Origin of the sequence: Pseudomonas medicaginis (assembly GCF_965119365.1) — a bacterium.
Lineage (GTDB): Bacteria > Pseudomonadota > Gammaproteobacteria > Pseudomonadales > Pseudomonadaceae > Aquipseudomonas.
This window is the reverse complement of record NZ_OZ221631.1, coordinates 6,798,912-6,811,651: the sequence shown is the minus strand read 5'-3', so window position 1 is coordinate 6,811,651 and position 12,740 is coordinate 6,798,912. Positions and strand designations below refer to the sequence as shown.

The 12,740-nt window shown below is 62.1% G+C and carries 10 protein-coding genes; 2 read left to right on the top strand and 8 right to left on the bottom strand.

Features of this window, described 5'->3' with window-relative positions; genetic code table 11:
- Position 1 precedes the first annotated feature (1 nt).
- The 4 genes from ACMTA2_RS30115 to ACMTA2_RS30100 form a co-directional block, all read right to left on the bottom strand.
- Positions 2-976, bottom strand: coding sequence for a FecR family protein (locus ACMTA2_RS30115; RefSeq protein ID WP_413792972.1), 975 nt, complete (start codon positions 974-976; stop codon positions 2-4).
- Positions 973-1,497, bottom strand: a complete 525-nt coding sequence (locus tag ACMTA2_RS30110; protein ID WP_413792971.1) for an RNA polymerase sigma factor — start codon at positions 1,495-1,497, stop codon at positions 973-975. Before ACMTA2_RS30110 ends, ACMTA2_RS30115 begins: the two co-directional genes overlap by 4 nt.
- 224 nt (positions 1,498-1,721) lie before the next feature.
- Positions 1,722-2,429 (bottom strand): 3'-5' exonuclease, encoded by a 708-nt coding sequence (locus ACMTA2_RS30105; RefSeq protein WP_413792970.1) that lies wholly within the window; start codon positions 2,427-2,429, stop codon positions 1,722-1,724.
- Complete coding sequence (locus ACMTA2_RS30100) at positions 2,426-4,366, bottom strand: putative nucleotidyltransferase substrate binding domain-containing protein (RefSeq protein ID WP_413792969.1); 1,941 nt, start codon at positions 4,364-4,366, stop codon at positions 2,426-2,428. Before ACMTA2_RS30100 ends, ACMTA2_RS30105 begins: the two co-directional genes overlap by 4 nt.
- 250 nt (positions 4,367-4,616) lie before the next feature.
- Between ACMTA2_RS30100 and ACMTA2_RS30095 the strand changes: the two genes are divergently transcribed.
- Positions 4,617-5,063 carry a response regulator gene (locus ACMTA2_RS30095; protein WP_413792968.1) on the top strand — a complete coding sequence of 149 codons (447 nt, stop codon included), beginning with the start codon at positions 4,617-4,619 and terminating at the stop codon, positions 5,061-5,063.
- A gap of 182 nt (positions 5,064-5,245) precedes the next feature.
- On the opposite strand, the gene ACMTA2_RS30090 is transcribed toward ACMTA2_RS30095, so the two are convergent.
- Complete coding sequence (locus ACMTA2_RS30090; RefSeq protein WP_413792967.1) at positions 5,246-7,423, bottom strand: malate synthase G; 2,178 nt, start codon at positions 7,421-7,423, stop codon at positions 5,246-5,248.
- A gap of 422 nt (positions 7,424-7,845) precedes the next feature.
- Here ACMTA2_RS30090 and ACMTA2_RS30085 point away from each other — a divergent pair, with 422 nt between their 5' ends.
- Positions 7,846-8,364, top strand: coding sequence for a glycine cleavage system transcriptional repressor (locus ACMTA2_RS30085; RefSeq protein WP_413792966.1), 519 nt, complete (start codon positions 7,846-7,848; stop codon positions 8,362-8,364).
- A gap of 217 nt (positions 8,365-8,581) precedes the next feature.
- Here the strand turns inward: ACMTA2_RS30085 and rarD are convergent, their stop codons facing one another.
- From rarD to ACMTA2_RS30070, 3 genes are all read right to left on the bottom strand, one after another.
- Positions 8,582-9,469, bottom strand: a complete 888-nt coding sequence (gene rarD, locus ACMTA2_RS30080; RefSeq protein ID WP_063324072.1) for an EamA family transporter RarD — start codon at positions 9,467-9,469, stop codon at positions 8,582-8,584.
- Between the two features lie 221 nt (positions 9,470-9,690).
- Positions 9,691-10,665, bottom strand: a complete 975-nt coding sequence (locus ACMTA2_RS30075) for a serine/threonine protein kinase (protein WP_413792965.1) — start codon at positions 10,663-10,665, stop codon at positions 9,691-9,693.
- 168 nt (positions 10,666-10,833) lie between these two features.
- Entirely contained in the window at positions 10,834-12,738 is a 1,905-nt protein-coding gene (locus ACMTA2_RS30070; RefSeq protein WP_413792964.1) for a PhoX family protein, read from the bottom strand.
- Positions 12,739-12,740 lie beyond the last annotated feature (2 nt).

Sequence of the window (12,740 nt, the reverse complement as noted above, 5' to 3'; positions counted from 1 at the left end):
CTCAGGGGGGCGGCGCGGTACTTGCCCCCACCACCACCCACCACCGCGTGTGATGTTCGATCTGCACCGGCAAGGTCGGCAGCAGGGCGGACAGGGCCAGGTCGGTGTCGTGCAGCGGGAAACTGCCGGTGATGCGCAGGTCGGCCACTTGTGGCGCGACCCCCAAGTAGCCACTCCGGTAACGCCCCAGTTCGTGGACCAGGTCTTCGAGACGGGCGTTGTCCACCACCAGCATGCCGCGGGTCCAGGCATCGGCGCCGGGGTTCAGGGCGATGGTCGGCCCGAGGCCGTCGCGGCGCATCAGCACTTGTTGGCCTTCGCGCAGGATCTGTTCGATGTCCGTGGCCTGGGGATGCGCTGCCACAGCGGATTGCAACACGCTCAGGCGCGTGCCTTCCTCTTCACGCTTGACCAGGAAGCGTGTGCCCAGGGCACGCAGGCTGCCTTCGCGGGTCTCGACGATGAACGGACGCGGGTCGTCATGGCCGGTCTCCACCAGGATCTCGCCTTCCTGCAGGACGATGCGGCGCTGCTTGTCATCGAAACGCACGTCCAATGCACTATGGGTGTTGAGGTTGATCCGCGTGCCATCGGCCAGGCGCAGGGTGCGCTGTTCGCCTGTCGCGGTGCGCTGATCGGCCAGCCAGTAATCCAGCGACAAGTAACGATCCCCGGCAAACAATGCCAGGCCGATGACCGCGACAACACTGGCCAGGCCGCTGCCGATCTTGCGTATCCGGCGGCGAATGCTCACCCGCGATTGCAGCAACGCCACCCGCGCCGGCCCGTTGGCGGCGCTGAAGCGCTGGTCGAGCATGCCCAGCTGCCGCCAGGCCCGGGCGTGTTCTTCATCGGCGGCATGCCAGCGCGCGAACGCTTCACGCTCCTGGGCGCTGCATGCGTCCAGGCACAACTGCCAGGCAATGGCGGCATCCAGCACGCTGGCCGAGACCGGCTTGGCATGGGCCTGGCTCATGTCGGCTCACCATACAGGGCGATGTAGCACTGGCGGATGCCCTGGGCCAGGTACTGCCGTACCCGCGGTACCGAAACCCCCAGGCGCTCGGCGATTTCGGCGTGGCCGAGGCCGTCGAGGCGGTTATAGAGGAAGGCTGCGCGGGCCTTGCTCGACAGTTTGCCGAGCAGGCGATCGATGGCCTTGAGGTCTTCCAGGATGATTTGCCGTTCTTCCAGCGAGGGCTGCTCGGCCTCGGGGATCAGCATCAGTTCGGTGAGGTAAGCCTGCTCCAATGCCGCTCGACGGAAATGATCGAACAGCAGGCCCTTGGCAATGGCCACCAGAAACGCCCGGGGCTCGCGGGGTGCCTTCAGCTCCTCGCGACCCAGCAAGCGCACAAAGGTGTCCTGGCTCAGGTCTTCGGCCCGGTGCGCACACGCCACGTTGCGTCGCAGCCATGCCAATAGCCAAGCGCGATGGTCACGGTACAACGCACCAACCAGATCACTGCGAGACCGGACACTAGGGACTGACGACACGGAGCATCACCGATGTTTTAAGTAACGAGAATTGTTCGCGATTGTGGCAGAGGCGGGGGCGGGAAAGCAATTGGCGCTGGTCGGGCGGTGTAGGTCAGGAAATTGAGGCCGGGTCTGTGTGGGAGCGAGCTTGCTCGCGATAGCGGCAGGTCAGTCAACATCAATGCCGACTGACAGTGCGCCATCGCGAGCAAGCTCGCTCCCACAGGTAGCGTGTTCATCTTTCAAAGCGAAGGCGCTTGCTGTCGCCGCTTCCAATGGCCCAGGCGCTGTTGCAGGTCAAGCGGGCTGTGGATCTTTTGCTGGCGTGCGCGGCTGAACAGAATCAGCGCCAGTTCTGCCGTGGCCAGGGCGTCGGCACTGGCGTTATGGCGGTCGAAGACTTGCAGCTTGAACCAGTCGATCCACTCGTCCAGGCCTGACTTGCGCAGATGGGCTTGTGGACAGAGCATCGGGGCCAGGTCTGCCACGTCGAGGAAAGGATGCTGGAGGCGATAGCCCAGGTAGTCTTTCAGGGCGCGCCCGAGCATGTGGGAATCGAATGGCGCGTGAAAGGCCAACAGCGGACTGTCGCCCAGGAATTCCATGAACGCCAGCAGTGCCTCGGCCGGGTCGCTGCCGGCGGCAATGGCACTGGGCGCCAGGCCATGGATCAGCACACTGGGGCCCAGCTTCTGCTGGTCGCACTGCAAGGTCTGCTCAAATTGCTGGCTGAAGTCGATGGCGCCGTCTTCGATGACCACCGCGCCGATGGACAACACCTGGTCCTTGTTCAGGTTCAACCCGGTGGTCTCCAGGTCCAGCACGACCCAGCGTTGTTCCCGCAGATCGCATTCACCCAAGGCTGAAGCCGTCGGCAGGCGTTCCAGGCGCTTTTGCATTTCTTCAGGCAACATTGGCTGGGCTGGGCGCAACCAGGAAAAAATGCTCACAACTGATACCTCAGCGTCAGGCTGCTTTGCAGGCGTTGGGCCTGGCGCAGGGATTCGCGCAGGATGCGTCGGTCCAGGTGGTTGAGGCTGTCGGGGTCGACGCGGTTGGAGTAGGGCAGGTTCTCGCGGGTTTGCAGTTGGTGTTGCTGCATGCGGGTCTGCTGGATGAAGTGATAGGCCTCTTCATAAGCCGCGCCGTCGAGCGGTTCGATCACCTCCTTGACGACCAGTTGCCGCAAGCGTTCCAGGGTATTGTTGGCTTCGATGCCGTTGGCCAGCGCCAGCAGGCGGGCGCCGTCGACGAAGGGCGTCAGGCCTTGCACTTTCAAGTCCAGGGTCGCCTTTTCGCCATGCTTGCGGCTCAGCACGAAATCCCTGAAACGTCCCACGGGGGGGCGGTGGCGCAGCGCGTTTTCGGCCATCATGCGCTGGAAGAGACGATTGTCGGCGACTTGAGCGAGGATTTGCTGGCGCAATTGCTCGCAACCTTGCTCATCGCCCCAGACCACCCGCAGGTCGAAATAGATGCTCGAGCCCAGCAGGTTTTCCGGCGTCGCTTCACGAATGAATCCCGCGAAGCGCCGGGCCCATTCGGCACGGGACAGGCACAGCTCGGGGTTGCCGGCCATGATGTTGCCCTTGCACAGGGCGAAGCCGCACAGGGCCAGGCTCTGGTTGATCTGTTGGGCGATGGGCAACAGTAGGCCACGGATCTGTGCAGCATGGGCGGCGTCCCGGGCTTCGAACAGAATGCCGTTGTCCTGGTCGGTGTGCAGGGTTTGCTCGCGCCGGCCTTCACTGCCGAAACACAGCCAACTGAACGGCACGCCCGGGTCGCCCTTGTCGGCCAGGGTCAGTTCGATGACGCGGCACACTGTGTGATCGTTGAGCAGGGTGATGATGTGGGTGATCTGGGTCGACGAGGCGCCGTGGGCCAGCATGCGCTCCACTAACTGGCCGATTTCGCCGCGCAGGGCCACGAGGTTCTCTACCCTGGCGGCGCTGCGAATGGTCCGGGCCAGATGCACCAGATCGACGCGCTGCAAGGAAAACAGATCGCGCTCCGACACCACGCCACACAGGCGATGGTCCTTGACCAGGCAGACGTGGGCGATGTGGCGCTCGGTCATGGCGATGGCCGCGTCGAAGGCGCTGTGGTCCGGCGACAGGTAAAAGGGGGCCTGGGTCATGTGCGCCGCGATGGGCTGGGAAAAATCCGCGACGCCGTCGGCCACCACATGCCTGAGGTCGCGTAGCGTGAAAATCCCCAGCGGGGCTTTCTGCTCGCTCACCACCACGATGCTGCCGACCTGTTGCTCGTGCATCAATTTCACAGCTTCGCGCAGTGGCATGTCCGGGCTGCAACTGACCGGGTGGCGCATCGCCAGTTCACCCAGCCGCGTATTGAGGGAATATTGGGTGCCCAGGGTTTGCGCCGACTTCTGCTGGACCTGTTGGTTGACCTGGTCGAGCAGGCTGCTGACCCCGCGCAGGGCGAAATCGCGAAATGGGCCGGACAGGGCGAACAATTTGATGAAGGCCTGTTTATTCAGTTGCAGGCAGAACGTGTCTTCGGCGGCCCGGTGCTCGGTGCGCGTGGCCCGCTCGCCCAGCAAGGCGGCGAGGGGGAAACATTCGCCGGTGGTGATCTCGAAGGTGGTCTCGGTGCCACCTTTGGCTGAATGCGGACGTTCGCCCACCACTCGGCCCTGCTTGACGATGTAGAAGTGTTCCACCGGACCGTCAGCCGGTTTGATGATGGTGTCGCCCGGGGCATAGAAGCGCAGCAGGCATTGTTCCACCAGATAGGCCAGGTGGGCGTTTTCCATCTGGTTGAACGGGGGAAAGCGCTGGAGAAACTGCAGCGTCCCCTGGATGTTTTGCAACACCGCGGTTTTCCCTGCCTGGATGAAGGCGTCCGCTTTTTTCATAACCATTACGCAGTCTTATTCGAATTGTTGTGGTCGGATCTGATCCCATGGTCGGCCCCTCAGCGCGGGGTGCCCATTGGACGTAAGTCTAGGTCCCGACGTAGAGGGCTGGATTACAGAAAAATCATACGCCAGGCGTCAGGAAAATCTTCGTTGAATGTTCTTGGAAAAAAATCCGACGAAGTGCACATTGAAGCGCCGTGCAACGATGTCTGACCACTGTGCCAGGGATCGATTTAAGAACGTAGAGAGCACCATGTCCGACCACGATATTTTGAGTGACGCCGAGCGCGAGGCGCTGAATGCCGTCATGCTGGAACCTGACCTGCCGCCGCAGCGCGTCTTGATCGTTGATGACGACAAGGATGCCCGTGAGCTGTTGTCGGAGATCCTGGCATTGGACGGGATTCACTGCATGACCGCCGCCAGTGGCGAAACGGCACTCAAGTTGCTGGAAACCAAGCCGTCGATCGGCCTGGTGATCACCGACCTGCGCATGGGCAACGTCGATGGCCTGGAACTGGTCCGCCTGGTGCGCGAGTCCGAACGGGCAGCGCTGCCGATCATCATCGTGTCGGGCGACGCCGACGTGAAGGACGCCATCGAAGCCATGCACCTGAGCGTGGTGGACTTTCTGCTCAAGCCGATCGATACCGAAAAGCTGCTGGAGTTGGTCAAGCATGAGTTGGGAGTGGATCTTTAAGATTGTCTGCCGAGGATTGGCACCATACAAATGTGGGAGCGAGCTTGCTCGCGATGGCGGCCTGACATTCAACATCTTCATTGACTGCCATACCGCTATCGCGAGCAAGCTCGCTCCCACAGAGGCATAAAAAAGCCCTGATCGAGAGATCAGGGCTTTTTCGTTGCAGCACTACCGCTCAATCACAACCCATTGGCTGCCTTGAACTCGCGACGGCGACGGTGCAGCACTGGCTCGGTGTAGCCGTTAGGTTGCTTCGTGCCTTCGATCACCAGTTCGACCGCCGCCTGGAAGGCGATGTTGCTGTCGAAGTCGGGTGCCAATGGACGGTACAGCGGGTCGCTGGCGTTCTGGCGGTCCACCACCGGCGCCATGCGCTTGAGGCTTTCCATCACCTGGTCTTGGGTGACGATGCCGTGGCGCAGCCAGTTGGCGATGTGCTGGCTGGAGATACGCAGCGTCGCACGGTCTTCCATCAGGCCGATGTCGTTGATGTCCGGCACCTTCGAGCAGCCGACGCCCTGGTCGATCCAGCGCACCACGTAGCCAAGGATGCCCTGGGCATTGTTGTCCAGTTCGTTCTTGATCTGCTCCGGTGTCCAGTTCGGGTTGACGGCCAGCGGGATGGTCAGGATGTCGTCCACCGAAGCGCGGGCGCGCTTGGCCAGTTCGGCCTGGCGAGCGAACACATCGACCTTGTGGTAATGCAGCGCGTGCAGGGCGGCGGCGGTCGGCGAAGGAACCCAAGCGGTGTTGGCGCCGGCCATCGGGTGGGCGATTTTCTGTTCGAGCATCGCCGCCATCAGGTCCGGCATTGCCCACATGCCCTTGCCGATCTGCGCGCGACCTTGCAGGCCGGTGCTCAGGCCGATGTCGACGTTCCAGTTTTCGTAGGCGCCGATCCACTTCTCGGCTTTCATGTCGGCCTTGCGCACCATCGGGCCGGCTTCCATCGAGGTGTGGATTTCATCGCCGGTACGGTCGAGGAAGCCGGTGTTGATGAACACCACGCGCTCGCTGGCGGCCTTGATGCAGGCCTTGAGGTTGACCGTGGTACGGCGCTCCTCGTCCATGATCCCGACTTTGAGGGTGTTGCGCGGCAGGTTCAGCACATCTTCGACGCGACCGAACAGCTCGTTGGTGAACGCGGCTTCTTCCGGGCCGTGCATCTTTGGCTTGACGATGTACACCGAGCCGGTGCGGCTGTTGCGGCGCGAGGTGTTGCCGTTGAGGCTGTGGATCGCCGCCAGGCTGGTGATCAGGCCGTCGAGGATGCCTTCCGGTACTTCGTTGCCATCCTTGTCCAGGATCGCGTCGATGGTCATCAGATGTCCAACGTTACGCACGAACAGGAGCGAGCGGCCGTGCAGGGTCACGCCCGAGCCGTCGACAGCGGTGTAGACACGGTCAGGGTTCATGGTCCGGGTAAACGTCTGGCCGCCCTTGGCGACTTCTTCCGACAAGTCGCCCTTCATCAAGCCGAGCCAGTTGCGGTAGATCACCACTTTGTCATCGGCATCGACGGCGGCGACCGAGTCTTCGCAGTCCATGATGGTGGTCAGCGCCGCCTCCATCAGGATGTCTTTGACGCCGGCGGCATCGGTCTGGCCGACAGGGGTGCTGGCATCGATCTGGATTTCGAAGTGCAGGCCGTTGTGTTTCAGCAGCACTGCGGTCGGTGCCGAGGCATCGCCCTGGAAGCCGATCAACTGGGCATCGTCACGCAGGCCGCTGTTGCTGCCGCCCTTGAGGGTGACCACCAGTTTGCCGTCGACGATTTTGTAAGCGGTGGAGTCGACATGGGAGCCGGCCGCCAGGGGCGCGGCCTCGTCGAGGAACGCGCGGGCGAAGGCGATGACCTTGTCGCCGCGCACCTTGTTGTAGCCTTTGCCTTTTTCCGCGCCATCGGCTTCGCTGATGGCATCGGTGCCATACAGCGCGTCGTACAACGAACCCCAGCGTGCGTTCGAGGCGTTGAGGGCGAAGCGGGCGTTCATCACCGGCACCACCAGCTGCGGGCCGGCCATGCGGGCGATTTCGTCATCGACGTTTTGGGTCGTGGCCTGGAAATCCGCCGCTTCTGGCAGCAGGTATCCAATGTCTTGCAAGAAGGCTTTGTAAGCCACGGCATCGTGGGCCTGGTCGGCACGGGCCTGGTGCCAGGCATCGATCCGTGCCTGGAAGTCATCGCGTTTGGCGAGTAGGGCTTTGTTCTTCGGCGCCAGGTCGTGGATGACCTTATCGGCACCGGCCCAGAACGCGTCGGCGGTGAGGCCGGTTCCGGGAATGGCTTCGTTATTCACGAAGTCGAACAGGACTTTGGCGACCTGCAGGCCACCGACTTGAACGTGTTCAGTCATTGCTTGCCTCACTCTGCTCAGCTATTTCGCTTTTCAGCTCTTCGATTTTGACAATGAAGCCTCGGGACATTTAAACCACAAACCCCGGAACCAGTACATGCCATCGCTGGCGGCTGGGTATCAAGCCTTGCTGACGGGGCTTTTCAGGGATGCGACTGGCCTTAAGCAGACATCGGTACAACGTTATGTAGTGCTCGCTGCGGCATACTACATGATCAATTGCGGTTGTGAAAATTAGACTAATTGCGTCGTTCCGCGACCGACTAAAGCAGTACAGTCACGACGAGGAGACGGATGTTCTCAAAAAACAGATGGATTGTTCCAGATAAATATTAAAACTTGTACACGATTTTCTCGGTCCCTTTGACGTGAGCGCACGAGTCCTGCCTATACTGTTTCTTCCACAACAAGAGGACTGCGCCATGGACCACCTCGTCATCACTGTTTTCGCCCCGGACAAGCCCGGGCAGGTCGAGCGCATTGCCGATTGCATTGTCGAACATGGCGGTAACTGGCTGGAGAGTCGCATGTCGCACCTGGCCGGGCAGTTTGCCGGGATCCTGCGAATCAGTGCCCCGGCCGAGGCCCATGAGGAACTGATCGCTGCCTTGCAGGGGCTGTCGACCCATGGCATCCGCGTATTGATCGCTGAAAGCGCCCTTGAGACGTCCTGCACCTGGAAACCCATCACCATGGAACTGGTGGGCAACGATCGTCCCGGCATCGTGCGGGACATCACCCGGTTGTTGAGCGAGCAGGGGGTCAATGTCGAGCGCCTGGTGACCCATGTCCGGCCGGCACCGATGAGCAGCGAGCTGCTGTTTCATGCCGAGGCGATCCTGGGCGTGCCTTTGACCCTGTCGCTGGAGACGTTGCAGGAGCGCCTGGAGACCTTGGCCGACGAGTTGATGGTGGAACTCAAGCTCAGCGACGAAGCGTGATGGAGGTTATCCAAGGAAAAACTGCGCCTGCCTGTGGATAACCTGTAGAGACCCGGCCCCAGCCCAGGCTGGCCGTGGCTCAGCGGAAGATGGTCAAAAAATCACCGGTTTTCAAGGGCTTGTGCACAAATGGCGGGGATCACGCTGTGGATAACCTTGGGAAGGATAGGCGCAGGCCACGCTGGACGTGGCCTGTAGGGGGTTGTGCATTTTTTGATCAGCTGCGTCGGCGCATGCTGATCACCGCATCGACGCTGTACACCGCCAGCCCGGCCCAGATGAACAGGAACGCCACCAGTGTGCTGGACGACAGGTGCTCACCGAACAGCATCACGGCGAGCAGCAGCACCAGCGTCGGTGCGATGTACTGTAGAAAACCGATGGTAGTGTAGGGCAAATGCCGTGTTGCGGCGTTGAAGCACACCAACGGCACCAGCGTCACGGGGCCGGCCGCCACCAGCCACCAGGCTTCGGAGGTGGTCCAGAATGCCGCCTGGGCACTGGTGGCCGTGGGATTGAACAGCAACCAGGCGATGGCGATCGGCACCAGCATCCAGGTTTCCACCACCAGCCCCGGCAATGCCTTGACTGGCGCTTGTTTGCGAATCAGCCCATAGAAACCAAAGGTCAGCGCCAGCACCAGCGACACCCACGGCAGGCTGCCCACTTGCCAGACCTGCTGCGCCACGCCGACGGCCGCCAACCCCACCGCCAGCCATTGCATGCGGCGCAGGCGCTCGCCGAGTATCAACATGCCCAGCAAGACGTTCACCAGCGGGTTGATGTAGTAACCCAGACTGGCTTCGAGCATGCGCTCGTTATTCACCGCCCAGACATAGGTCAACCAGTTGGCCGCGATCAGTGTCCCGCTCAGGGCGAGGATCGCCAGGCGCTGTGGGTTGTCCCGCAGTTCACGCCACCAACCGGGGTGTTTCCAGACCAGCAGCAGCGCCGCGCCGAACAGGGCCGACCACAGCACCCGATGGATGATGATTTCCACGGAGGGTACGCTGGCGATGGCCTTGAAGTAGATCGGGAACAGACCCCAGATGATGTAGGCACTCAGGCCCAGGATGTACCCGCGACGCGGGTTGGCGGCTTGCATGCAAAATCCTTGCTTAGGCAGCTAACAAAGAAGTGATTGTAAGGAGATTTGTCTGGTTGTGCTGTGAACCTTTGTGAGCGTTCTGGCCCCGGCACAGATCCCTCTGTGGGAGCGGGCTTGCTCGCGAAAGCGGTGAGTCAGTCGACATGAACATTGAATGTTCCTCCGTCTTCGCGGGCAAGCCCGCTCCCACAAGGGCGCGCGGTGACTGCTGAAGCCCATCAGAACAGCTTCAACGGCTCTTCATTCAGCGCCGCCAACTGCTCGCGCAAGGCCAGTATCTGGTCGCCCCAGTAGCGTTCGCTGCCGAACCACGGGAAGCTGCGGGGGAAAGCCGGGTCGTCCCAGCGCCGTGCCAGCCAGGCGCTGTAGTGCATCAGGCGCAGGGCTCGCAGCGGCTCGATCAACGCGAGTTCACGGGGATTGAAGTCGTGGAATTCGCTGTAGCCGTCCATCAATTCCGACAACTGAGCGAGGCATTCCTGGCGATCGCCAGCGAGCATCATCCACACATCCTGCACCGCTGGGCCCATGCGGCAGTCGTCCAGATCGACGATGTGAAACACCTCGTCGCGGCACATCATGTTGCCGGGGTGGCAATCGCCGTGCATGCGGATGTTCTGGTGAGGCGTGGCGGCATAGACCTCTTCTACGCGCTTGAGCAGGTCCCGGGCGACCGACTCGTAGGCTGGCAGCAGGCTGCGGGGGACGAAGCCGCTTGCCAGCACGGTGGCCAGTGAATCATGACCGAAATTCTTCACGCCCAGGGCTTCGCGATGCTCGAACGGCCGGGTCGCCCCGAGCGCATGCAGGCGTCCCAGCAGTTGTCCCAAGCGATAGAGTTGGTCGAGATTGCCCGGTTCCGGCGCCCGGCCACCGCGACGAGGAAACAGGGTGAAACGAAACCCGGCGTGTTCGTGCAGGCTGGCGCCGTTGTGGATCAGCGGCGCCACCACGGGCACTTCGTAGTCGGCCAGTTCGAAGGTAAAACTGTGCTCTTCCAGGATCGCTTCATCGGTCCAGCGCTGGGGGCGATAGAACTTGGCGATCAGCGGCTCGGAGTCTTCGATGCCCACCTGGTAGACGCGGTTCTCGTAGCTGTTGAGGGCCAGTACGCGGGCGTCGCTGAGAAAGCCGATGCTTTCAACGGCATCGAGTACGAGGTCGGGGGTGAGGGTTTCAAACGGATGGGACATGCTGACTCCTGCGCAGCGGCAGGGCTGCCGCGTCCGGCCCAGCATGGTAGCGCAGACGGAGGTCGATAGGTGGCTGCGCTGAAGCCTTCGCGAGCAGGCTCGCTCCCACATGGGATCTTCAGCGTGTCGCTGATCCTGTGGGAGCAAGCCTGCTCGCGAAGGGGGCTATCAGGCCGCGCCGATCACCCCGCCGTCCTCGCGGGTAATCACCATCACCGAAGACCGCGGCTTGCCATTGGGCAGGTGCTCAGGGAAGGTCGAGCCACCGTTTTCCCCAGGGTGCTGGATCCCGACGAACAAGGCTTTCTGGTCCGGTGCAAAGCTGATCCCGGTCACCTCACAGCCCACCGGCCCGACCATGAAGCGGCGGATTTCGCCACTGTCGGGGTCGGCGCAGAGCATCTGATTGTTGCCCATGCCGGCGAAGTCCCCGGCGTTGCTGGAGTCGCCGTCGGTGAGGATCCACAGCCGGCCGGCCTTGTCGAAGCCCAGGCCATCGGGGCTGTTGAACATGTTTTGCGGGTTGATGTTGGACGATCCGGCTTTCGGCGTGCCGGCGTGTACCCTCGGGTTGCCGGCGACCACGAACAGGTCCCAGTCGAAGGTCTTGGACGCGTGGTCGTCGCGGTCGGTGCGCCAGCGCAGGATCTGCCCGTAGACGTTCTTGGCCCGAGGGTTTGGCCCGTCTACCGGTTGGCCGTCTTCGCCACGCTTGGAGTTGTTGGTCAGGGTGCAATAGACCTGACCGTCTTTCGGGCTGACCACGATCCACTCAGGGCGGTCCATGCGGGTGGCGCCCACGGCACTGGCGGCCAGGCGCGCATGGATCAGCACTTCGGCCTGGTCGGCGAAACCACGGCTGGCGTCGAGGCCGTTCTTGCCATGGGTCAACTCGATCCACTGGCCCTTGCCTTTGGGATGGTCCGGGTTGCCGTCGCCGGCATCGAAGCGCGCCACGTACAACGTGCCGTGGTCCAGCAAGTTGCTGTTGGCCTTGGCATTGCGATGATTGATACGTTCGCGGCTGACGAACTTGTAGATGAACTCACCGCGTTCATCGTCGCCCATGTACACCACGGCGCGACCGTCATTGGTTTGTGCCAGGGCGGCGTTTTCGTGTTTGAAACGGCCCAGGGCGGTGCGTTTTACCGGTGTGGATTGTGGATCGAACGGGTCGATTTCCACCACCCAGCCGTGGCGATTGAGTTCGTTGGGGTTTTTCGCCAGGTCGAAGCGCGGGTCGTACAGGTGCCAGTTGATCTCGCGGCTGGCGACGGTGGCGCCATAGCGTTTTTGCGCTTCATCGAACTGCAAGTCGGACTTGCTGCTGCCGAAGCAGTCGGTGAAGTTTTCTTCGCAGGTCAGGTAAGTGCCCCATGGCGTCATGCCGTTAGCGCAGTTCTGGAAAGTCCCGAGGACTTTCTTGCCGCTCTTGTCGGCACTGGTTTTCAGCAGGTCGTGGCCGGCAGCCGGGCCGCGCAGGCGAATCGGTGTATTGCCGTGGACTCTGCGGTTGTAGCGCGATTCCTGAACGAACTGCCACTGGCCGCGACGACGCTGGACCTCGATCACCGACACCCCTTCGCTGGCCTGGGCCTTGTGCACGTCCTCGGCCGACTGCGGCTGGCCGCCGTGGGGGAAGAGGTAGCGGTAGTTGGTGTATTCGTTGTTGATTGCCATCAGCGCCCGGTTCTTGTCGCCAGGAAATTCGAACAGGCTCATGCCGTCGTTGTTATCGCCAAACTGCACTTCCTGTGCGCGGGCGGTGCCGTTGCCACTGGGGTCGAACGCCGGTGCATTTTTGCGCAGTGGCTGGCCCCAACTGATCAGCACCGAGGCTTTGTAGCCCGGCGGCAAGGTGATGGTGTCTGCCGTGGCGGCGGCGATGCTTTTGAAGCCCAGCAGCCGGCTGTTGCCTTCGCTCACGGCGGCGGCCAGCACGCTGCGGCTCAGCAGGTTGCCGCCCAGGAACATCGCGGCACCGCACAGGGCGCCGGCACTGATGAAACTGCGACGGCTCAGGCCGACGATCTTTTCCAGATCGGTGGATTGGTTTTCTTCTAATAGGCTCATCT

Bases quoted from the DNA above. Each gene is read 5' to 3' on its own strand.
- ACMTA2_RS30095 (WP_413792968.1), top strand. From the start codon at position 4,617: ATGTCCGACCACGATATTTTGAGTGACGCCGAGCGCGAGGCGCTGAAT.
- ACMTA2_RS30090 (WP_413792967.1), bottom strand. From the start codon at position 7,423: ATGACTGAACACGTTCAAGTCGGTGGCCTGCAGGTCGCCAAAGTCCTG.
- ACMTA2_RS30085 (WP_413792966.1), top strand. From the start codon at position 7,846: ATGGACCACCTCGTCATCACTGTTTTCGCCCCGGACAAGCCCGGGCAG.
- rarD (WP_063324072.1), bottom strand. From the start codon at position 9,469: ATGCAAGCCGCCAACCCGCGTCGCGGGTACATCCTGGGCCTGAGTGCC.
- ACMTA2_RS30070 (WP_413792964.1), bottom strand. From the start codon at position 12,738: ATGAGCCTATTAGAAGAAAACCAATCCACCGATCTGGAAAAGATCGTC.
- ACMTA2_RS30100 (WP_413792969.1), bottom strand. From the start codon at position 4,366: ATGGTTATGAAAAAAGCGGACGCCTTCATCCAGGCAGGGAAAACCGCG.
- ACMTA2_RS30075 (WP_413792965.1), bottom strand. From the start codon at position 10,665: ATGTCCCATCCGTTTGAAACCCTCACCCCCGACCTCGTACTCGATGCC.
- ACMTA2_RS30115 (WP_413792972.1), bottom strand. From the start codon at position 976: ATGAGCCAGGCCCATGCCAAGCCGGTCTCGGCCAGCGTGCTGGATGCC.